Source organism: Pantoea piersonii, assembly GCF_003612015.1.
GTDB lineage: Bacteria > Pseudomonadota > Gammaproteobacteria > Enterobacterales > Enterobacteriaceae > Pantoea > Pantoea piersonii.
In genome coordinates this window covers 315,162-333,866 of record NZ_RARB01000003.1, presented here as the reverse complement: position 1 = coordinate 333,866, position 18,705 = coordinate 315,162, and the positions used below count along the sequence as shown (strand labels likewise).

Here is an 18,705-nt window from a genome sequence, read left to right as displayed (position 1 = left end):
AGATAATGCATTATGCGGCGTGGAGACGAAGGAAACGCTTTGGATAGCCTGCTAACACTTCCTGCGGCGAATGGGGCCGGGATCAGGATTTTGCAAATCACGGACACCCACCTTTTCGCTGGAAAAAATGAATCGCTGCTGGGAGTCAATACCTGGGCGAGTTATGACGCGGTGCTGGACGCCATAGCGGCGCAGCAGCGCGAGTACGACCTGATTATCGCCACTGGCGATCTCGCTCAGGATCACTCCGTCGAAGCCTATCAGCACTTCGCTGAGGGTATCACACGTCTGCCGAAACCCTGCGTCTGGCTGCCGGGCAATCACGATTTCCAGCCGGCAATGGTCGATACCCTGGCCGAGGCGAAGATCGCCGCGTATAAGCACGTTCTGCTTGGCGAGCACTGGCAGCTGGTGATGCTCGACAGCCAGGTATTCGGCGTGCCGCACGGCATGTTGAGCGACTACCAGCTGGAGTGGCTGGAGAAGACGCTGGCGGCCAGGCCGCAGCGCCACACGCTGGTGGTGCTGCATCATCATCCGCTGGCCAGTGGCTGCACCTGGCTCGATCAGCACAGCCTGCGCAATTCCCATCAGCTGGACGCGGTGCTGCAAAACTATCCTTTAGCACGCACCCTGGTGTGCGGCCATATTCATCAGGAGCTGGATCTTATCTGGCGCGATCGCCGCGTGCTGGCGACGCCCTCTACCTGCGTGCAGTTCAAACCGCACTGCACCAGCTTCACTATTGATACCGTCGCGCCCGGCTGGCGCTGGTTTACGCTCTACCCGGACGGCTCTTTCGATACCGAAGTGGAGCGGTTGCAAACCGACGCTTTTCGGCCGGACCTGGATTCGGACGGATACTGACGCATGGCGGCGCTGCTCTATCTGCACGGGTTTAACAGCTCGCCGCGCTCCGCCAAGGCGACGCAGCTGCAGCAGTGGCTGGCGGCGACGCATCCGCATATCGACGTTATTGTGCCGCAGCTGCCCGCTTTTCCCGCCGACGCCGCCGCGCTGCTGGAAGAGAAAGTGATGGCTCTGAGCGGCCAGCCGCTCGGCTTAATCGGCTCTTCGCTGGGCGGCTATTTCGCCACCTGGCTATCCCAGTGCTTTATGCTGCCGGCCGTGGTGGTCAATCCGGCGGTGCGCCCCTTTGAGCTGCTCACCGATTATCTGGGGGTGAACCGGAATCCCTACACGGGCCAGCAATATGTGTTAGAGTCACGCCACATTTACGATCTGAAAGTCATGCAGATTGACCCGCTGGAAGCGCCCGATTTACTCTGGCTGCTGCAGCAAACGGGCGACGAAGTGCTGGATTACCGCCAGGCGCTCGGCTACTACAGCGCGTGCCGACAAACGGTGGAGCAGGGCGGTAATCATGCGTTTACCGGATTCGAGCGCTATTTCCCGCAGATTCTGGACTTTCTGGGTCTGAATCACGACTAACTCGCGGAAATTGCACATAATTTCACGCTTCTGATTAGAAATTTATCATGAGTCAATCAAGCTATAACGCGGATGCTATTGAGGTTCTGACCGGCCTTGAGCCTGTTCGCCGTCGTCCCGGCATGTACACCGATACGACGCGTCCTAACCATCTCGGTCAGGAAGTCATTGATAACAGCGTCGATGAGGCGCTGGCGGGCCATGCGAAACGGGTCGAAGTGATTCTGCACGCCGATCAGTCGCTGGAAGTAATCGACGACGGACGCGGCATGCCGGTGGACATCCATCCGGAAGAGGGCGTTCCCGCCGTTGAGCTGATCCTGTGTCGCCTGCATGCGGGCGGCAAGTTTTCCAGCAAAAACTACCAGTTCTCGGGCGGCCTGCACGGCGTCGGCATCTCCGTGGTCAACGCCCTGTCGAAGCGGGTGGAAGTCACGGTGCGCCGCAACGGCGAAGTGTATGACATCGCGTTCGAAAATGGCGAAAAGGTGCAGGAGCTGACCAAAACCGGCACGGTAGCGAAGCGCAACACCGGTACCAGCGTTCACTTCTGGCCTGATGAAAGCTTCTTCGATAGCCCACGCTTCTCTGTGTCTCGTCTGACCCATCTGCTGAAGGCAAAAGCGGTGCTCTGTCCCGGCGTTGAGATTGTCTTTAAAGACAAGGTCAACAATACCGAACAGCGCTGGTGCTACGAAGATGGCCTGACCGACTACCTGTGTGAAGCGGTTAACGGGTTGCCGACGCTGCCGGAAAATCCCTTCGTCGGCAGCTTCTCCGGCGAGACGGAAGCGGTGGACTGGGCGCTGTTATGGCTACCGGAAGGCGGCGAGCTGCTGACCGAAAGCTACGTCAACCTGATCCCGACCATGCAGGGCGGCACGCACGTCAACGGCCTGCGTCAGGGCCTGCTCGACGCCATGCGCGAGTTTTGTGAATACCGCAATATTCTGCCGCGCGGCGTGAAGCTGTCGGCGGAAGATATCTGGGATCGCTGCGCTTACGTGCTTTCGGTGAAGATGCAGGACCCGCAGTTCGCCGGACAGACCAAAGAGCGTCTGTCGTCGCGCCAGTGCGCCGCCTTCGTTTCGGCGGTGGTGAAAGACGCCTTCAGCCTGTGGCTCAATCAGAACGTGCAGGCGGCAGAACAGCTGGCGGAGCTGGCGATCTCCAGCGCGCAGCGCCGTATGCGCGCGGCGAAAAAAGTGGTGCGTAAAAAGCTCACCAGCGGACCGGCGCTGCCGGGCAAGCTGGCCGACTGCACCGCGCAGGACCTGAATAAAACCGAACTGTTCCTGGTGGAAGGTGACTCCGCAGGCGGATCTGCCAAGCAGGCGCGCGATCGCGAATATCAGGCGATCATGCCGCTGAAGGGCAAGATCCTTAACACCTGGGAGGTCTCCTCCGACGAAGTGCTGGCGTCGCAGGAGGTGCATGACATCTCCGTGGCGATCGGCATCGATCCCGACAGCGAAGATCTTAGCCAGCTGCGCTACGGCAAAATCTGCATCCTTGCCGATGCGGACTCGGACGGCCTGCATATCGCCACGCTGCTGTGCGCGCTGTTTGTGAAACATTTCCGTTCGCTGGTGAAAGGCGGCCACGTTTACGTCGCGATGCCGCCGCTCTACCGTATCGATCTCGGCAAAGAAGTCTATTACGCCCTCGACGAAGATGAGAAAGAGGGCGTGCTGGAGCAGCTCAAGCGCAAGAAGGGCAAACCGAACGTGCAGCGCTTTAAAGGGCTGGGCGAGATGAACCCGCTGCAGCTGCGCGAAACCACGCTCGACCCCAACACGCGCCGCCTGGTGCAGTTAACGGTGGATGAGAGCGACGTCGAGCAGACGCTGCGGGTAATGGATATGCTGCTGGCCAAGAAGCGCTCGGAAGATCGTCGCAACTGGCTGCAGGAAAAAGGCGATATGGCCGATATCGAAGTGTAATCATCGCGCTGCGGCGTCGTGCATCACTCAGGGCTGCGGCCCTGTTTAGCGCGTCCGCCGCGCAACGGAGTAGATGATGAAAGTCACGCTGGAAGAGCTGCGCGTGCTGGTAGCGGTGGCGGACTGCGGTTCAATCACCTCGGCGGCGGAGCTGCTGGATCAAACCAGTTCAGGCGTGAGCCGCGCCCTGAGCCGCCTCGAAGCTAAACTCAACAGCACCCTGCTGCACCGCACCACGCGGCGGCTGGCCTTAACCGAAGAGGGCCAGCTTTTCCTTACCCACGCGCGCCAGATACTGCTTTCCGTCGAGCAGGCGGAAGAGCAGATCGCCCGACGGAGAGAAACGCCGTCAGGCCGCCTGCGTATCAACGCCGCGGCCCCTTTCATGCAGCACGTTATCGTGCCGCTGATCGGCGCGTTCCGGCAGCGCTATCCGCTGATCCAGCTGGAGCTCAATACCGACGATATCGTTATCGATCTGCTGGAGCAGCAGACCGATATCGCCATTCGCATCGGCGAGCTGCGGGATTCGACCATGCGCGCCCGGATGCTCGGCAGCAGTAAGGTGCGGCTGCTGGCCAGCCCGGACTATTTGCAGAAATATGGCGAGCCGCAGAGCGTCGAGGCGCTGGCACAGCATCAGCTTATTGGCTTCAGCCAGCTGGAGATGCACAACGTCTGGCCCGTCTGGCAGCGCGAAGGCGAGCTGCTGCGCATTCAGCCGACTATCGCTGCATCCAGCGGCGAAATCATCCGTCAGCTCACCCTGGCGGGACAGGGCATCGCACGCATATCTGACTTCGTTAGCCATCAGGATCTCGCCGAGGGCCGGTTAAAAGAGGTGCTGGTGCAGCAGACGCACGACATCAGACTGCCGGTGCATGCCGTTTACTACCGCAACGCGGAGCTGGCGTCGCGCATCACCTGCTTTCTTGACTTTCTCCATGAGGAGATCGCTTTGCAGGCGCGTTTCTGACAAAAAAAAGCCGCGAGCCAGCAGGCGCGCGGCGCGTGTCAGCGCGTTAAATCAGGCCGTAGGCTCCAGCACCAGAATCTTCACGTCCAGCACGTCATCTTTGATCTTTTCGCGATGCGCTTCCATATGCGGCATCTGCTGATGCTGCTCCAGATGGCGCAGCGACTCCCACTGCTCCAGCATAAAGATGGAGTCGGGCGAATTATGCTTCCATGGCACCTGCGCCTGGTGATCGACCAGCGCGTCATACTGATGGCAGCCCTCTTCGGCCAGCACCATCGGGATAAGCGAAGAGATCGCCTCTAGCACTTTATTGCGATGTCCTGGTTTAATACAAATCTCAGCAACTACCGTTAGCATTTACGTCTCCTGTTTGCGGGCACGCTTTCAGTTAAGCAAAGATCTCGCTGAGATGTGTCCGATAACGTGCAATATCGCGCGGCACGTCCGGCATCTTGATGACGTCGTTACAGATAAAGGTCGGCAGCGCCTCCATTCCCAGGAACTGGTTCGCTTTATGGAAGTGCAGATAGAGGCCGTCGACGCCGACGCCTTCAAAGAACTGATCCGGATCGGTAAAGGCTTCCAGCGGCGCGTTCCAGGTCAGCGACAGCATATATTTTTTGCCCTGCAGCAGACCGCCCGAACCATATTTTTTGCTGGCGTCGGCGCGTGAGCGGCCATCGCTGGCGTAGAGCACGCCGTGACCTTCGGTAAAGATCTCGTCGATATAGCGTTTCACCGTCCAGGGCTCGCCCATCCACCAGCCCGGCATCTGATAAATAACCACGTCGCTGTCGCGATACTTTTGCACTTCTTCCGCGATTACGTAGTCGCTGTCGGCAACAGTGACGCTGACCTGATGCCCCAGGTCGCGCAGCTGGCTGGCCGCTACTTCGGTCAGGGTGTGGTTCAGTTCGCCTTTGGAGTGGGCGAAGGTTTTACCGCCGTCGATAATAAGAATGTTGCTCATTGATAATCTCATGTGTGTTGCAATAGACGGCTACTTTACGCGCTCAGCAGCGGCGGAAAAATGGGATTCGGATCACAAGACTTTTGCGCTGGAAGCAATAATCGGGCGGGTTATGACACACTCTGTCCACACTCATCACGCCATACAGAAGAAGAACAATGCGTAAATACCTTTTCAGCGCGCTGCTGCTGGCCAGCGGCATTGCGCAGGCGGACGCCCGTCTGGATCAAATTCTCGCCAGCAAAACCCTGAAGGTCTGCACCACCGGCGACTACAAGCCCTACACTTATCTGCGCCCGGATGGCCAGTATGAGGGGCTGGATATCACCATGGCGCAGTCGCTGGCCGCCAGCCTTGACGCGAAAATCAGCTGGGTGCCGACCACCTGGAAAACCCTGTCGCAGGATTTCAAAGAGAAGCAGTGCGATATCGCGCTGGGCGGCGTGTCGGTGACGCTAAAGCGCCAGCAGATCGCCTGGTTCGCCCAGCCGCTCGGCGTCGATGGCAAAATCCCGCTGGTGCGCTGCGCCGATAAAGCGAAGTATCAGCGGGTTGAGCAAATCAACAAGCCGGAGGTACGGGTGATCGAACCGGCCGGCGGCACCAACGAAGCCTTTGTACACAGGCTTCTGCCGCAGGCCAGTCTGCAGCTGGCGGAAAATACCACCATTTTCCAGCAGCTGGTGGATAAGAAAGCTGACGTAATGATCACTGACGCCTCCGAAGCGCTGTTCCAGCAGCAGCACTATCCGTCGCTGTGCGCCATTAATCCGCAGCAGCCGATGCAGTATGGCGAGAAGGCTTACATGATCCCGCGTGATGATATGAGCTGGAAGCTGTATGTCGATCAGTGGTTGCATCTCAGCACCGCCACCGGCGAATATGCGCAGATCGCGCAGCAGTGGCTGGGCGTGATGAAGTAACAGCGCGCACGACATACCCCTACCGTAGCAGCGTGTTGTATTGCGGCGCCGCTACGGATGGGGCAGCTTTTAGCGATATAACCCTGCTTTGCCCAGCCCGCCAAACAGATTCATTTTGTAGCGGATCACCGCTTTGGCGGCGGCGATGGCATCCGGATAAATCACGTTGGGATCCCACCAGCTTTCACGTGCCAGAATCTCGCGCAGCTTAGCGAAATAGGCGTACTTCATGTCGCTGGAAATATTGATTTTGCCGACGCCAAGCGTCACCGCTTCGGCAATCTCAGCGTCCGGGTTGGCCGAGCCGCCGTGCAACACCAGGGGAATATCCACGCGCTGGGAAATCTCCTTCAGGATGTGCATCTGCAGCTCTGGCTTCATATCTTTCGGGTAGATGCCATGCGCCGTACCAATTGCCACGGCCAGCGTATCAACGCCGGTGCGCTGCACGAAATCTTCTGCCTGCGCCGGTTCGGTGTAAATCACCTTGCTTACGCCGCCTTCCACCGTAGTGCCGGTATCGCCGATGGTGCCAAGCTCGCCCTCTACCGACACGCCGACTGCATGCGCCAGCGTTACCACCTCTCTGGTCAGCGCCACGTTCTCTTCATACGGCAGCAGCGAGCCGTCAATCATCACTGACGTAAAACCGCACTGAATAGCGCGCAGCACCTGAGCGATGGACGCACCGTGATCGAGATGCAGGGTAAACGGCACTTTGCTTTTCAGCGTGCGCTCACGCACGTAACCAAAGAACGCGTCGGTAACGAACTCCAGCTCGCTCGGGTGAATGGAGATAATGGCCGGCGTGCTGGTGGCTTCCGCTTCCTCGACCACCGCGCGGATAAAGCAGCTGTCAGCGACGTTAAATGCGCCGATGGCAAAGCGATGTTCACGGGTAGGTGCTAACATTTCTTTCATTGAAATCAACATGTTAATTTTTCCTTAACGTGAGTTTAACCAGAGCCGACGCGCGCGCCGACCCGATGATGGATAAAGTGGGAAATCTTCTGCATTCCGTAGCGGCGCAATAAAACACGCCGCTACGATAAGGTGTAAAACGTCAAGCCCGGTTCGCCGACCCCGACCAGCCCAGATACTCAGCCACCACTTCGCGACAGGCGGACTCCATCAGCCCGAGCAGATCGGCCAGCTCGGCGTGCGGATGCTGCTGCAGCGCCTGCTGCACTGCGCGCTTACCGGCGTCAAACACTGCGGCGCCCAGGTTGATTTTGGCGACGCCATACTCGCTGACGCGACGAATATCCTCTGCCGGGGTGCCGGAACCGCCGTGCAGCGCCAGCGGGCGTGTCGATACGGCGTGCAGTTCCTGCAGCCGCTGAAAATCGATCTTCGGCTTCACACCCGGCGGATAGAGCCCGTGCGCGGTACCGACCGAAATAGCCAGCAGATCGATATCGGTCTGCTCAATGAACGGCAGCACATCCTGGACCTGGGTCATCTTCACCGAGGCATCGGCCAGCTCGTAGGTAGGTGCATCGGCGATATGCCCCAGTTCGCCCTCGACGCACACGCCGGCGGTGTGCGCCATCCTCACCACCGCCGCGGTCTGACGAATGTTATCTGCCAGCGGGTCGGCTGAGGCGTCAATCATCAGCCCGGTAAAGCCGGCGCGAAACGCCTGACAAAGCAGTGAAAAGGCTTTGCCGTGGTCAAGCGCCAGCGCCACCGGCACCGTAGCGTTACTGGCCAGCGCCTGCACCAGCGGCACCGCCACCGTCGGTGGAAAATGCGCACTGTGGCCCTGATAGACATTCAGGATCAGCGGGGCGCGCTGCTGTTCGGCCGCCTGAATCGCCGCGCGGGCGGTTTCCAGGTTGAAGCAGTTGATCGCCAGCACTGCATATCTGTGCTGAAAGGCGGCCTGAATCAGATCGTTCATCATGGCAAACATGACGGCTCCTTATTCCAGAGTGAATTTAATCTCTTCATCGCGGACGCCCGGCGCTTCCACGTCATCAAACTCTTCATCCTGCTGGGTGACCGGTTTCTTGATCACCGAGAGCATCACGCCGCACACCAGAGTGCCGATGCCCAGCGCCAGGCAGAACAGCCAGGGTTTGGTAAACAGCGGCACCACAAACATGCCGCCGTGTGGCACCGGCGCTTCCACGCCCCACGTCATAATCAGCCCACCGGCCAGAGCGGAGGCCACCACGCAGCTGGCCACTACGCGCAGCAAATCGCGTGCGGCAATCGGGATCACTCCTTCGGTAATCATGCAGATGCCCATTGGGAAGGCGGCTTTCAGTGCCTCTTTCTCCGCTTTGGTGTACTTATGGCGCGTCAGCAGATAAGAGAGGGTGATACCGAAAGGCGGAATGATCGATCCGACAAACTTCACCGCTTCCGGCCCGTAAATGCCGTCCACCAGCATGCCGTCGGCGAACAGCGACATGGTTTTATTGATCGGCCCGCCGAAGTCGAAGGTGGCCATCGCGCCGAGAACCGCGCCCAGCACGAACTTTGAGCCGCCCTGCATGGATTCCAGCAGATGAATCAGCGCTTTCTGCAGCCAGACGATCGGCTGGCCGATAAAGGTCATCATCAACAGCCCGGCAATAATGGTGCTTAACAGCGGCAGCACCATTATCGGCATCAGTCCCTGCATCGACTGTGGCAGTTTGATCGCCCGGCGCAGCAGCAGGACGGTATAGCCGACAAGGAAACCGCCCAGGATGCCGCCGATAAAGCCCGTGCCGATCTGGCCGCAGATAAAGCCGACGATCAGACCGGGGGCGAAGCCGGGACGATCGGCAATCGAGTAAGCAATGGCCGCGCCGATCAGCGGCACAATCAGCCCCATGCCCCAGCCGCCGATCTGGTTCAGCATCCATGCGACGCTGCCGTCCTGCTTGCCGACGTCCGGCCCGCCAATCACCTGGCCGAGCGCGATACAGATCCCGGCGGCGACGATCAGCGGAATCATCCATGAGATCCCGGTAAGCAGATGGCCTTTAATCTCCTGGCCGTACTGACGTTTGTGATCGTTCATGATCGATCTCCTCAGGCGCGCGCCAGTGAATCCGCCACTTTTTCGAGGAATTTCACCGGTGACTTGATCACCACTTCGGTTTTCACTCGCACGATGGGCTTGCCCTGAAAGCGCTCTTCGCCTTTGATCTTGACGTCAACGGCGAGGATCACCACGTCAGCAGCGTCGATCTGCTCGCGCGTCAGCGGTGTTTCGGTACCGATGGTGCCCTGCGTTTCGACGTGGATGGTATGGCCCAGTGCGTGAGCCCCTTTAATCAGTTTTTCGCGCGCAATATAGGTATGCGCGATGCCTGCGGTGCAGGCCGCTACACAGACGATATTCATGTGGCACCTCAGAGTAGTAGGGTGTTAACAGAGGTCGGTTTCGGCGTACTGACTAAACAGCCGGATAATATTGCCGGGGTCATTTTCCGCCAGCAGTTGGGCTATCACCTCATCATCGGCCAGCGCGCTGGCCACCTGCGACAACAGGCGAATATGGGTGGTGTTCTGATCCTCCAGCCGCACGGCGAACAGGATGATGCAGCGCACCTGGCTGCCATCAAGCGTTTCCCACGGAATATCCTGTTGGGTGCGGCCAATGGCGAGCGTGGTTTGTTTGACCGCCGACGACTTGCCGTGCGGGATAGCGATATGGTTTTCGAAGCCGGTCGAGCCTTCGGCTTCACGCAGCCAGACATCCCTGATAAAGGCCGCGCGATCGCTGATGGTGCCGTCGCTCACCAGCAGGTCGGTGAGTTCGTTAATCGCCTCCTCTTTACTGGTGGCGGTCAGCGCCAGGTTAACGCGGCGCGGCGTCAGAATGCGGGAAATATCCATCGTTGTTCCTCATTCAATCAATGTGTGGTCAACGCGCAGGGCGCGCCGTTGGGCAGCTGGCTGCCAATCATGGCGTCGGTGACCCGCCGGATATCGTCATCATTAAAAAAGGCACTGACATACACCGCCGGAATGGTGCCGGCGTCGAGATGGATGGTGGTGATGACCAAATCCACCCTGTGGTGCTGGCAAAACGCGGCCTGATTGCTGGCTGAGACCACGCCAGCAATTTCCCAGTCAGGGAAGGCGCGCAATATGCGGCTCTTCAGCAGGTGTGATGTGCCGACGCCGCTGGAGCACACCACCAGAATGCGTTTGTGAGCAATTTGCCGCTCCAGCGCCGCCTGGAAATGTACGCACAAATAACCAATTTCATCGTCGGCCACCGGCGAAAGGGCAAATGTTTGCGCGGTTTGCTGCATTGCCTGCTGCGTCAGGAAAAATATCCTTTCCATCTCCTGCTTAATATCGTCCAGCAGCGGGTTACGAATATGAATATGGTATTTGAGCCGGTTTAATAAAGGCTTTATATGTACGAGTAAGCCTTCAAATAATAAACGGTCGTGCGCTAAGTCCTGCTGAATAAAATCTGAGAAGCGATCGATTAATTCGCAGGTTATTTTAACCGACTCAGCGGTGGAAAATTGATTATGTAGCAACACCTGATCGCCACGCTCTTCCACCACAATGCCGGAGGAAACGATATATTGATAAATAAAGCCGACCTCATCCGCCGGTAATGTACAGCCGATACGCTGTTCAATACGCGTCACCATCTGCCGGGCGATAGCGAGAATGGGCTTATCCAGATCCTGTACAGAGGTCAGCGCTTCCAGCGCCAGCGCGTTGCCCTGCGCCATGCGGTGCATCATGATCAGGATGTGCGTGCACAGATTGAGATACCAGGCGTCGCCAAGCGGGTAGCTGAGTTGCTGCTCCATCTGCAGCAGCAGCGCCTGCACAAAGGCGACATCTTCCTCGCCGAAGTAGTGCACCAGCGCTTGCTGGCTGCCGGGATCGAGTCTGGGCAGCAGCGGCGCGCCCGCGACGTTTTGCTGCATCACATCGTTGATCAGCGACACCATCGCCTGGCGCAGCGTCTGCTCATTACCCTCAATATGGGTGCCGCCGGGCCCGCGCTGCAGCGTTAACCCCAGCGGCTGCAGCCACTCCTCAATTACTTTCAGGTCGTTCACAATCGAGGCGTGGCTGATAAAGTAGCGCTCGGACAACTTGCTAATCGAGGTGGCGCGCGGGGCTTCGCTCAGCAGCTGCGAGGCGATTTTTACCCGCCGGCTGTTGTGGCTGAGCGCGTCAGCAGCCGCATCGCCGCCGTTCAGCTGCTGTTCCAGCTGCAAACGCTGCTGGATATTATCTACCCGTAACCGAACGCCGCGGCCGGGCGATTTCTCCAGCGTCAGCGCCCAGTTGCTGAGCCAGCTCTCCAGCCCCTGCAGGTCACGCTGAATGGTTTTTCCAGAGACGCCAAGCTGTAACGCTAACTGCCCAATCGGCTGCGGCGCCGCCTGGTGCAACAGTAATTTCATTAACCGGTGTTGTCGCGAAGTCAGTATTTGCATTCGGTCACCCTTTATTTTGGTGAAACGTCTCGGGATTATTCCTCGTTCTGTTTATTCTGGTGCCAGCAAGCCGTCGCAAAAAAAGGTGTCTCTTATGAAGTATGAATTTAGAAAAGGAGGGCGGCAGCAACAATACTAAATGTTGTCTCCGGGCGCGGACAGAATTAATACGGCAGCGCTGAGGCGGATTAAATGCGAGTTTGCTCACATAAAAGCTCGAAAAATAATTGTGATGGCGCTCCCAATCCGTTTTATTTTTCCAGCCAATGTCACGTTATTTATTGCCAGACGATTCTCATCCTCCCCAACGGCTTCCCTGTGACTAAATCCTGCGAATAAGGTACTATTCTCGCCAAATGACCGCCGGATGACTCGCCGTTGCGGGCCACGAAGTGAGGATGCCAGCTTAATGAGCGAAATGACACAGGATGGGGCAGAGCGTCTTGCCCTGCACAAATTTACCGAAAACGCGTATCTGAACTACTCGATGTACGTGATTATGGACCGCGCCTTGCCTTATATCGGCGACGGTCTTAAGCCGGTACAGCGCCGTATCGTTTACGCCATGTCGGAACTCGGTCTGAGCGCCAGCGCTAAATTCAAGAAATCAGCGCGTACCGTGGGCGATGTGCTGGGTAAATATCATCCGCACGGCGACAGCGCCTGTTATGAAGCGATGGTGCTGATGGCGCAGCCGTTCTCCTATCGCTATCCGCTGGTGGATGGCCAGGGTAACTGGGGCGCGCCTGACGATCCGAAATCCTTCGCGGCGATGCGTTACACCGAGTCACGCCTTTCAAAATATGCGGAAGTGCTGCTCGGCGAGCTGGGCCAGGGCACCGTGGATTTCGTGCCGAATTTCGACGGCACGATGCAGGAACCGAAAATGCTGCCCGCGCGGCTGCCGAATATCCTGCTGAACGGCACCACCGGTATCGCCGTCGGCATGGCGACCGACATTCCGCCGCACAACCTGCGCGAAGTGGCGCAGGCGGCGATCGCCCTGATTGATAAGCCGAACACCAGCCTCGACGCGCTGCTGGATATCGTGCAGGGGCCGGATTACCCCACCGAAGCGGAGATCATTACGCCGCGCGACGAAATCCGTAAAATTTACCAGAACGGTCGCGGCTCCATCCGCCAGCGCGCCGTCTGGAAAAAAGAGGACGGCGAAGTCGTGATCACCGCGCTGCCGCATCAGGTTTCCGGCGCGCGCGTGCTGGAGCAGATTGCTGCGCAGATGCGCAATAAAAAGCTGCCGATGGTAGAGGATCTGCGCGATGAATCGGATCATGAAAACCCGACGCGGCTGGTGATTGTGCCGCGTTCAAATCGCGTGGATCTCGATCAGGTCATGCATCACCTGTTCGCCACCACCGATCTTGAGAAGAGCTATCGCGTTAACCTCAATATGATCGGCCTCGACAACCGTCCGTCGGTGAAAAACCTGCTGGAAATCCTGTCGGAATGGCTGGTATTCCGTCGCGATACCGTCAAGCGCCGTCTTAACCACCGCCTTGAACGCGTGCTGCGTCGTCTGCATATCCTTGAGGGCTTGCTGGTCGCTTTCCTCAATATCGACGAGGTGATCCATATCATCCGCAGCGAGGATGAGCCTAAGCCGGTGCTGATGTCGCGCTTCGGCATCAGCGAAACCCAGGCGGAAGCGATCCTTGAGCTCAAGCTGCGCCACCTGGCGAAGCTGGAAGAGATGAAGATCCGCGGCGAGCAGAGCGAGCTGGAAAAAGAGCGCGATCAGATTCAGGCGATCCTCGCCTCTGAGCGCAAGATGAATACCCTGCTGAAAAAAGAGCTGCAGGCCGACGCCGCCGCCTACGGCGACGATCGCCGTTCGCCGCTGAATGAACGCGAAGAGGCCAAAGCGCTGAGCGAGAACGAGCTGGTGCCGTCCGAGCCGGTCACCATCGTGCTGTCGCAGATGGGCTGGGTGCGCAGCGCCAAAGGCCATGATATCGACCCGTCAGGCCTGAGCTATAAAGCGGGCGACAGCTATCTGGCTTCGGCGCGCGGCAAGAGTAACCAGCCGGTCGCCTTTATCGACTCGACCGGACGCAGCTATACGCTTGATCCTACCTCGCTGCCGTCGGCGCGCGGGCAGGGCGAGCCGCTGACCGGCAAGCTGACGCCGCCGCCGGGCGCGGTGGTAGAGCAGGTGTTGATGGAAGCGGAAGAGCAGAAACTGCTGATGGCGTCTGATGCGGGCTACGGCTTTATCTGCACCTTCGCCGATCTGGTCTCGCGCAATCGCGCCGGTAAAGCGCTGCTGACGCTGCCGGATAACGCGCGCGTAATGACGCCGATGGCGGTGCATCATGAAGATGACATGCTGCTGGCGATTACCCAGGCGGGCCGTATGCTGATGTTCCCGGTCGGCGAGCTGCCGCAGATGTCGAAAGGCAAGGGCAACAAGATTATCTCTATTCCTGCGGCGGACGCCGCGGCGGGCAACGATAAACTGGCATGGCTGCTGATTCTGCCGCCGGGCAGCGCCGTCACGCTCTATGTTGGCAAGCGTAAGCTGGTGCTGCGCAGCGAAGAGCTGCAAAAATTCCGCGCCGACCGCGGACGCCGCGGCACGCTGCTGCCGCGCGGCCTGCAGCGTATCGACAAGGTAGAGCTGGATACCCCAGCGCGTGCCGTCAGCGAAGACGGCGAAGCCTGAGCAACGCGGCGGACCCTTTGCTCCGCCGCGCCATAATGAGGGATTTATGTTACTCGTACTACGTACTATTTTTGTGGTGATCTACTCGATTCTGGTCTGTGTTTTCGGCTGCATCTGGTGCCTGTTTTCGCCGCGTAACCCGCGCCACGTCGCTACCTTTGGCCACCTGTTTGGTCGTCTTTCCGGCGTGTTCGGCGTTAAGGTAGAGCTGCGTAAACCCGCCGGCGCGGAAAACTACGGCAATGCCATCTATATTGCCAACCACCAGAACAACTTTGACATGATCACGGCGGCGAAGATTGTGCAGCCGACGACGGTCACGGTCGGGAAAAAAAGCCTGCTGTGGGTACCGTTCTTCGGCCTGCTCTACTGGCTGACCGGCAACCTGCTGATCGACCGCGATAACCGCACTAAGGCGCACAGCACCATCGGCCAGCTGGTCGATCAGTTTAAAAAGAAGCGCATCTCGTTCTGGATGTTTCCGGAGGGCACGCGCAGTCGGGGTCGCGGTCTGCTACCTTTTAAAACCGGCGCGTTCCATGCGGCTGTGGCGGCAGGCGTGCCGGTGATCCCGGTGGTGGTTTCCAACACTCACGGCAAGATCAAGCTTAACCGCCTGAATAACGGTCTGGTAATCGTCGAGATGCTGCCGCCTATCGATACCAGCGGCTACACCACGCAGTCGGTGCGCAAGCTGGCCACCCATTGTCGTGAAGTGATGATGGAAAAACTGGAAGCGCTCAACGCCGAAGTCGAGGCGCGCGAAAAAAGCGGTAAACTCTGACCGGCCTGCGTCTCGCCGGCACCCGCATGGATGCACGCGGCGCGCTCTGGCCGCCGCGACGCAACACAGCAATAAATCAAGAATAACAATCGACTGGCGCGCAAGCGCCACGCGTAAAGGGTTTGACGTTCTATGTCTTTCAGCAGACGACAGTTTATCCAGCTTTCTGCTGGCGCGGCGCTTAGCGCAGGTCTCTTGCCTTCAGCGGCGCGCGCCGCCTCCGCTCCCGGCGGCGATACGCCGCTGCCGGTTCCTCCGCTTATCGAGTCGCGCCGCGGCCAGCCGCTCTTTCTGACGCTAATGCGCAGCCACTGGTCCTTCCGCGGCGACAATAACAAAGTGCCGGTATGGGGCGTAAACGGCCTCTACCTCGGCCCGACGGTGCGCGTTTACAACGGCGACGACGTCAAGCTGATTTACAGCAACCGTCTTAACGAACCGGTGGCGATGACCGTTAGCGGCCTGCAGGTGCCGGGCGCGCTAATGGGCGGCGCGCCGCGCATGATGTCCGCTGGCGTCGACTGGGCGCCGGTGCTGCCGATCCGCCAGAACGCCGCTACCTGCTGGTACCACGCCAGCACGCCGAACCGCATGGCGCCGCACATCTATAACGGGCTGGCGGGCATGTGGCTGATCGAAGATGAGGTGAGCAAGCAGCTGCCGCTGCCGCGTCACTACGGCGTAGATGACTTCCCGCTGATTATTCAGGACAAGCGTCTCGATAACTTCGGCACGCCTACCTACGATCCGCCGCATGACGGCGGCTTTCTTGGTGACGTCCTGCTGGTCAACGGCGTGCAGAACCCTTTCGTCGAGGTATCGCGCGGCTGGGTGCGCCTGCGTCTGCTTAACGCCTCGAACTCGCGCCGCTATCAGATGGCGCTGAGCGATAACCGTCCCTTTACCGTTATTGCCAGCGATCAGGGCTTTCTGCCCGCGCCGGTGGCGGTACAGCAGCTTTCGCTGGCGCCGGGCGAGCGTCGTGAAGTGCTGGTGGATATGTCGCAGGGCGATGAGGTATCGATTACCGCAGGCACGGCAGCAGGCATCATGGACCGGCTGCGCGGCCTGTTCGAACCCTCTTCCATTCTGACCAATACGCTGGTGCTGACGCTGCGTCCGACCGGCCTGTTGCCCCTGGTGACCGATAATCTGCCGATGCGCCTGCTGGCGGATCAGATCCTCGACGGCATGGCGACGCGCACGCGCGAATTCCGCATCGGCGACGATATACCGGGCATCAACGGCGCGCGGTGGGATATGAACCGCATCGATACCACCGTGCAGCAGGGAACCTTTGAGCGCTGGATCCTGCGCGCGGATCGGCCGCAGGCGATGCATATTCAGGGCGCGATGTTCCTGATTAAGAGCGTTAACGGCGCGCAGCCGATGGGCGAAGATCGCGGCTGGAAAGATACCGTCTGGGTAGATGGCGAGGTCGAACTGCTGGTGAGTTTCCCGCAAAGTTCGTCCGATCATTTCCCCTTTGTCTACTACAGTCAGACGCTGGAGCTGGCCGATCTTGGCACCGCCGGGCAGCTGCTGGTGCAGCCGACGGCGTAAAGCGGTTGCAGGGAAGGGCGCGCTGCCCGTCAGGACAGCGCGCGTAGTGGTTAGCCGTTGAAGGTCTCTGGATCCGGCCCCAGACGATTGCCGCGGTCCAGCTTCGCGATTTCGCTCAGTTCGGTTTTCTCCAGGCGGAAATCGAATACCGCGAAGTTTTCGGCGATACGCTCAGGCGTTACCGATTTCGGGATCACCACCAGGCCGCTGTCGAGATGCCAGCGGATCACGATCTGCGCCGGGGTTTTGCCATATTTTTTCGCCAGCTGACGAATAATGTCCTGATCGAAGACGCCTTCGCCGCCCTGCGCCAGCGGGCTCCAGGACTCAGTCTGGATCTGATGCATGGCGTTCCAGGCGTGCAGCGTGCGCTGCTGCAGCATCGGGTGCAGCTCGATCTGGTTCACTACCGGCGAAACGCCGGTTTCGTCCAGCAGGCGTTTCAGGTGCGCTTCATGGAAGTTGCAGACGCCGATGCTTTTGGCCAGCCCCTGCTGCTGCAGTTCAATCATCGCTTTCCAGGCGTCAACGTAGTGATCTTTCTCCGGGCACGGCCAGTGCATCAGATAGAGATCAACCTGCTCCAGCTGCAGTTTTTTCAGGCTGGTTTCCATCGCCTGCTGCACATTCTGCTGATCGTCATTCCACAGCTTGGTGGTAACGAAAATATCTTCGCGCGGCACATCGGTATCCTGTAACGCCCGGCCGATCGCCTCTTCGTTTTTGTAGGCGGCGGCGGTGTCGATCGAGCGGTAGCCGACCTCCAGCGCCTTAAGCACGGCGCGGTGGGCGTCTTCATTGCTCGCCTGCCACACGCCAAGCCCCAGCTGTGGCATCATATTGCCGTCGTGCAGTTTGATAATCGGTTGATCTGCCATAAGTGCTCCTTTCTGTTGCAGTGAACCTGTGAGGCTTAAGTCTAGTCAACAAACCTGACCCTGTTTTCATTGTGGTCGGCAATTCCGTTTCCCGCCCTGCCTGATCCTGCGGAAGTCTTGCCTGTTTCTCCATTTCAGTGGCGAATTTCGCAGCAGCCTGGCAGACTGGTTTCTTTACCCTGCGAGAGAAATGCATGGCGCACGAAGCTCTGTGTCAGCACCTGGCAAACCAGGTTGTGACCCTAATGACCCATGGACGCAACCGCCTTTGCCCGGTGGAAAACGTCAATCTGATTTACCTTAATCAATATCAGCCGCGCACGCCGGTGATGTATCAGCCCGGTATCGTTATTCTGTTTCAGGGCAGCAAAACCGGTTATCTCGGCAGCACCGTTTTTACCTACGACGCCACCAAATATCTGATGCTGACGGTGCCGCTGCCGGTGGAGTGCGAAACCTGGGCGTCGCCGGAAGAGCCGGTCGCGGGCATGTGTCTGACGGTCGATACCGCCAGCCTGCAGGATCTGCTGATAGAGATTGGCGACGATGAGGATTTTCAGCCACAGCCGCAGACCTCGGGCATTCACTCAGCCTGGCTGACCGAACCGATGCTGTGCGCGGCGGAGCGCCTGCTGGACGTGATGGCGAATCCACGCGACGCGCGCGTGCTGGGGCCGCAAATCGTGCGCGAGATTATCTATTACGTGCTGACCGGACCGACGGGCGGCGCGCTGCTGTCGCTGGTGAGCCGCCACACCCAGTTCAGCCAGATCGCCCGCGCGCTGCGCCGTATTGAAAACCACTATGCGGATAACCTCAGCGTCGATGCGCTGGCGGCGGAAGTGAATATGAGCGTCTCGGCGTTTCACCATAACTTCAAGGCGGTAACGCAAACCTCGCCGCTGCAGTATCTGAAGCGCTACCGGCTGCATCAGGCGCGGCTGCTGATGTTGCATGACGGATTAAAAGCGAGTGCGGCGGCAGTACGCGTGGGCTACGAGAGCCCATCACAGTTTTCACGGGAGTTTAAGCGCTATTTCGGCGTGACGCCGGGCGAGGAAGTTAGCCGCGTGCGTCAGACAGTGGCGGAGCCGCAGGCCTGACGCAGCGCGA

At 59.0% G+C, this 18,705-nt stretch carries 18 protein-coding genes; 9 read left to right on the top strand and 9 right to left on the bottom strand.

Annotated elements, in window-relative coordinates:
• The first annotated feature begins 39 nt into the window (after positions 1 to 39).
• The 4 genes from cpdA to D7S44_RS10975 all read left to right on the top strand — a co-directional run bounded on the left by cpdA (position 40) and on the right by D7S44_RS10975 (position 4,371).
• Positions 40 to 867, top strand: coding sequence for a 3',5'-cyclic-AMP phosphodiesterase (cpdA, locus tag D7S44_RS10990; RefSeq protein ID WP_120454781.1), 828 nt, complete (start codon positions 40 to 42; stop codon positions 865 to 867).
• 3 nt (positions 868 to 870) lie between these two features.
• Complete coding sequence (gene yqiA / locus D7S44_RS10985; protein WP_120454779.1) at positions 871 to 1,452, top strand: esterase YqiA; 582 nt, start codon at positions 871 to 873, stop codon at positions 1,450 to 1,452.
• 47 nt (positions 1,453 to 1,499) lie between these two features.
• Complete coding sequence (parE, locus tag D7S44_RS10980) at positions 1,500 to 3,395, top strand: DNA topoisomerase IV subunit B (protein ID WP_120454778.1); 1,896 nt, start codon at positions 1,500 to 1,502, stop codon at positions 3,393 to 3,395.
• 76 nt (positions 3,396 to 3,471) lie between these two features.
• On the top strand, positions 3,472 to 4,371 hold the full coding sequence (locus tag D7S44_RS10975) for a LysR substrate-binding domain-containing protein (protein WP_120454776.1): 900 nt from the start codon (positions 3,472 to 3,474) through the stop codon (positions 4,369 to 4,371).
• A gap of 51 nt (positions 4,372 to 4,422) precedes the next feature.
• On the opposite strand, the gene D7S44_RS10970 is transcribed toward D7S44_RS10975, so the two are convergent.
• Positions 4,423 to 4,731, bottom strand: a complete 309-nt coding sequence (locus D7S44_RS10970) for a putative quinol monooxygenase (protein WP_120454774.1) — start codon at positions 4,729 to 4,731, stop codon at positions 4,423 to 4,425.
• A gap of 31 nt (positions 4,732 to 4,762) precedes the next feature.
• Positions 4,763 to 5,344, bottom strand: a complete 582-nt coding sequence (locus tag D7S44_RS10965) for an NAD(P)H-dependent oxidoreductase (RefSeq protein WP_120454772.1) — start codon at positions 5,342 to 5,344, stop codon at positions 4,763 to 4,765.
• Between the two features lie 158 nt (positions 5,345 to 5,502).
• Here D7S44_RS10965 and D7S44_RS10960 point away from each other — a divergent pair, with 158 nt between their 5' ends.
• Complete coding sequence (locus D7S44_RS10960) at positions 5,503 to 6,267, top strand: transporter substrate-binding domain-containing protein (RefSeq protein ID WP_120454771.1); 765 nt, start codon at positions 5,503 to 5,505, stop codon at positions 6,265 to 6,267.
• Positions 6,268 to 6,336: 69 nt separating this feature from the next.
• Here D7S44_RS10960 and D7S44_RS10955 read toward each other — a convergent pair whose 3' ends face one another.
• From D7S44_RS10955 to D7S44_RS10930, 6 genes are all read right to left on the bottom strand, one after another.
• The gene (locus D7S44_RS10955) at positions 6,337 to 7,200 is read right to left on the bottom strand and encodes a ketose-bisphosphate aldolase (protein ID WP_120454770.1); all 864 of its coding nucleotides are present in this window, start codon (positions 7,198 to 7,200) and stop codon (positions 6,337 to 6,339) included.
• Positions 7,201 to 7,330: 130 nt separating this feature from the next.
• Positions 7,331 to 8,182, bottom strand: a complete 852-nt coding sequence (locus D7S44_RS10950; RefSeq protein WP_120454769.1) for a class II fructose-bisphosphate aldolase — start codon at positions 8,180 to 8,182, stop codon at positions 7,331 to 7,333.
• 9 nt (positions 8,183 to 8,191) lie between these two features.
• A complete protein-coding gene (locus tag D7S44_RS10945; protein WP_120454768.1) occupies positions 8,192 to 9,283 on the bottom strand; it encodes a PTS fructose transporter subunit IIC in 1,092 nt (363 codons plus the stop codon).
• 11 nt (positions 9,284 to 9,294) lie between these two features.
• Positions 9,295 to 9,609, bottom strand: coding sequence for a PTS fructose transporter subunit IIB (locus D7S44_RS10940; RefSeq protein ID WP_120454767.1), 315 nt, complete (start codon positions 9,607 to 9,609; stop codon positions 9,295 to 9,297).
• Positions 9,610 to 9,633: 24 nt separating this feature from the next.
• Positions 9,634 to 10,104: a PTS sugar transporter subunit IIA gene (locus tag D7S44_RS10935; RefSeq protein ID WP_120454766.1), complete on the bottom strand. Its 471-nt coding sequence runs from the start codon at positions 10,102 to 10,104 to the stop codon at positions 9,634 to 9,636.
• A 17-nt stretch (positions 10,105 to 10,121) separates the two neighbouring features.
• Positions 10,122 to 11,684 carry a BglG family transcription antiterminator gene (locus tag D7S44_RS10930; RefSeq protein ID WP_120454765.1) on the bottom strand — a complete coding sequence of 521 codons (1,563 nt, stop codon included), beginning with the start codon at positions 11,682 to 11,684 and terminating at the stop codon, positions 10,122 to 10,124.
• A gap of 409 nt (positions 11,685 to 12,093) precedes the next feature.
• Between D7S44_RS10930 and parC the strand changes: the two genes are divergently transcribed.
• From parC to ftsP, 3 genes are all read left to right on the top strand, one after another.
• Positions 12,094 to 14,367 carry a DNA topoisomerase IV subunit A gene (parC, locus tag D7S44_RS10925; RefSeq protein WP_120454764.1) on the top strand — a complete coding sequence of 758 codons (2,274 nt, stop codon included), beginning with the start codon at positions 12,094 to 12,096 and terminating at the stop codon, positions 14,365 to 14,367.
• A 46-nt stretch (positions 14,368 to 14,413) separates the two neighbouring features.
• Positions 14,414 to 15,151, top strand: a complete 738-nt coding sequence (locus tag D7S44_RS10920; protein WP_120454763.1) for a 1-acylglycerol-3-phosphate O-acyltransferase — start codon at positions 14,414 to 14,416, stop codon at positions 15,149 to 15,151.
• A 132-nt stretch (positions 15,152 to 15,283) separates the two neighbouring features.
• The gene (gene ftsP, locus D7S44_RS10915) at positions 15,284 to 16,714 is read left to right on the top strand and encodes a cell division protein FtsP (RefSeq protein ID WP_120454762.1); all 1,431 of its coding nucleotides are present in this window, start codon (positions 15,284 to 15,286) and stop codon (positions 16,712 to 16,714) included.
• 50 nt (positions 16,715 to 16,764) lie between these two features.
• Here the strand turns inward: ftsP and dkgA are convergent, their stop codons facing one another.
• Positions 16,765 to 17,592: a 2,5-didehydrogluconate reductase DkgA gene (gene dkgA, locus D7S44_RS10910; RefSeq protein ID WP_120454761.1), complete on the bottom strand. Its 828-nt coding sequence runs from the start codon at positions 17,590 to 17,592 to the stop codon at positions 16,765 to 16,767.
• A gap of 194 nt (positions 17,593 to 17,786) precedes the next feature.
• On the opposite strand from dkgA, the gene D7S44_RS10905 reads away from it, so the two are divergent.
• Complete coding sequence (locus tag D7S44_RS10905; protein WP_120454758.1) at positions 17,787 to 18,695, top strand: AraC family transcriptional regulator; 909 nt, start codon at positions 17,787 to 17,789, stop codon at positions 18,693 to 18,695.
• Positions 18,696 to 18,705 lie beyond the last annotated feature (10 nt).

Bases quoted from the DNA above. Each gene is read 5' to 3' on its own strand.
- yqiA (WP_120454779.1), top strand. From the start codon at position 871: ATGGCGGCGCTGCTCTATCTGCACGGGTTTAACAGCTCGCCGCGCTCC.
- parE (WP_120454778.1), top strand. From the start codon at position 1,500: ATGAGTCAATCAAGCTATAACGCGGATGCTATTGAGGTTCTGACCGGC.
- D7S44_RS10975 (WP_120454776.1), top strand. From the start codon at position 3,472: ATGAAAGTCACGCTGGAAGAGCTGCGCGTGCTGGTAGCGGTGGCGGAC.
- D7S44_RS10970 (WP_120454774.1), bottom strand. From the start codon at position 4,731: ATGCTAACGGTAGTTGCTGAGATTTGTATTAAACCAGGACATCGCAAT.
- D7S44_RS10965 (WP_120454772.1), bottom strand. From the start codon at position 5,344: ATGAGCAACATTCTTATTATCGACGGCGGTAAAACCTTCGCCCACTCC.
- D7S44_RS10960 (WP_120454771.1), top strand. From the start codon at position 5,503: ATGCGTAAATACCTTTTCAGCGCGCTGCTGCTGGCCAGCGGCATTGCG.
- D7S44_RS10955 (WP_120454770.1), bottom strand. From the start codon at position 7,200: ATGTTGATTTCAATGAAAGAAATGTTAGCACCTACCCGTGAACATCGC.
- D7S44_RS10950 (WP_120454769.1), bottom strand. From the start codon at position 8,182: ATGTTTGCCATGATGAACGATCTGATTCAGGCCGCCTTTCAGCACAGA.
- D7S44_RS10945 (WP_120454768.1), bottom strand. From the start codon at position 9,283: ATGAACGATCACAAACGTCAGTACGGCCAGGAGATTAAAGGCCATCTG.
- D7S44_RS10940 (WP_120454767.1), bottom strand. From the start codon at position 9,609: ATGAATATCGTCTGTGTAGCGGCCTGCACCGCAGGCATCGCGCATACC.
- D7S44_RS10935 (WP_120454766.1), bottom strand. From the start codon at position 10,104: ATGGATATTTCCCGCATTCTGACGCCGCGCCGCGTTAACCTGGCGCTG.
- D7S44_RS10930 (WP_120454765.1), bottom strand. From the start codon at position 11,684: ATGCAAATACTGACTTCGCGACAACACCGGTTAATGAAATTACTGTTG.
- parC (WP_120454764.1), top strand. From the start codon at position 12,094: ATGAGCGAAATGACACAGGATGGGGCAGAGCGTCTTGCCCTGCACAAA.
- D7S44_RS10920 (WP_120454763.1), top strand. From the start codon at position 14,414: ATGTTACTCGTACTACGTACTATTTTTGTGGTGATCTACTCGATTCTG.
- ftsP (WP_120454762.1), top strand. From the start codon at position 15,284: ATGTCTTTCAGCAGACGACAGTTTATCCAGCTTTCTGCTGGCGCGGCG.
- dkgA (WP_120454761.1), bottom strand. From the start codon at position 17,592: ATGGCAGATCAACCGATTATCAAACTGCACGACGGCAATATGATGCCA.
- D7S44_RS10905 (WP_120454758.1), top strand. From the start codon at position 17,787: ATGGCGCACGAAGCTCTGTGTCAGCACCTGGCAAACCAGGTTGTGACC.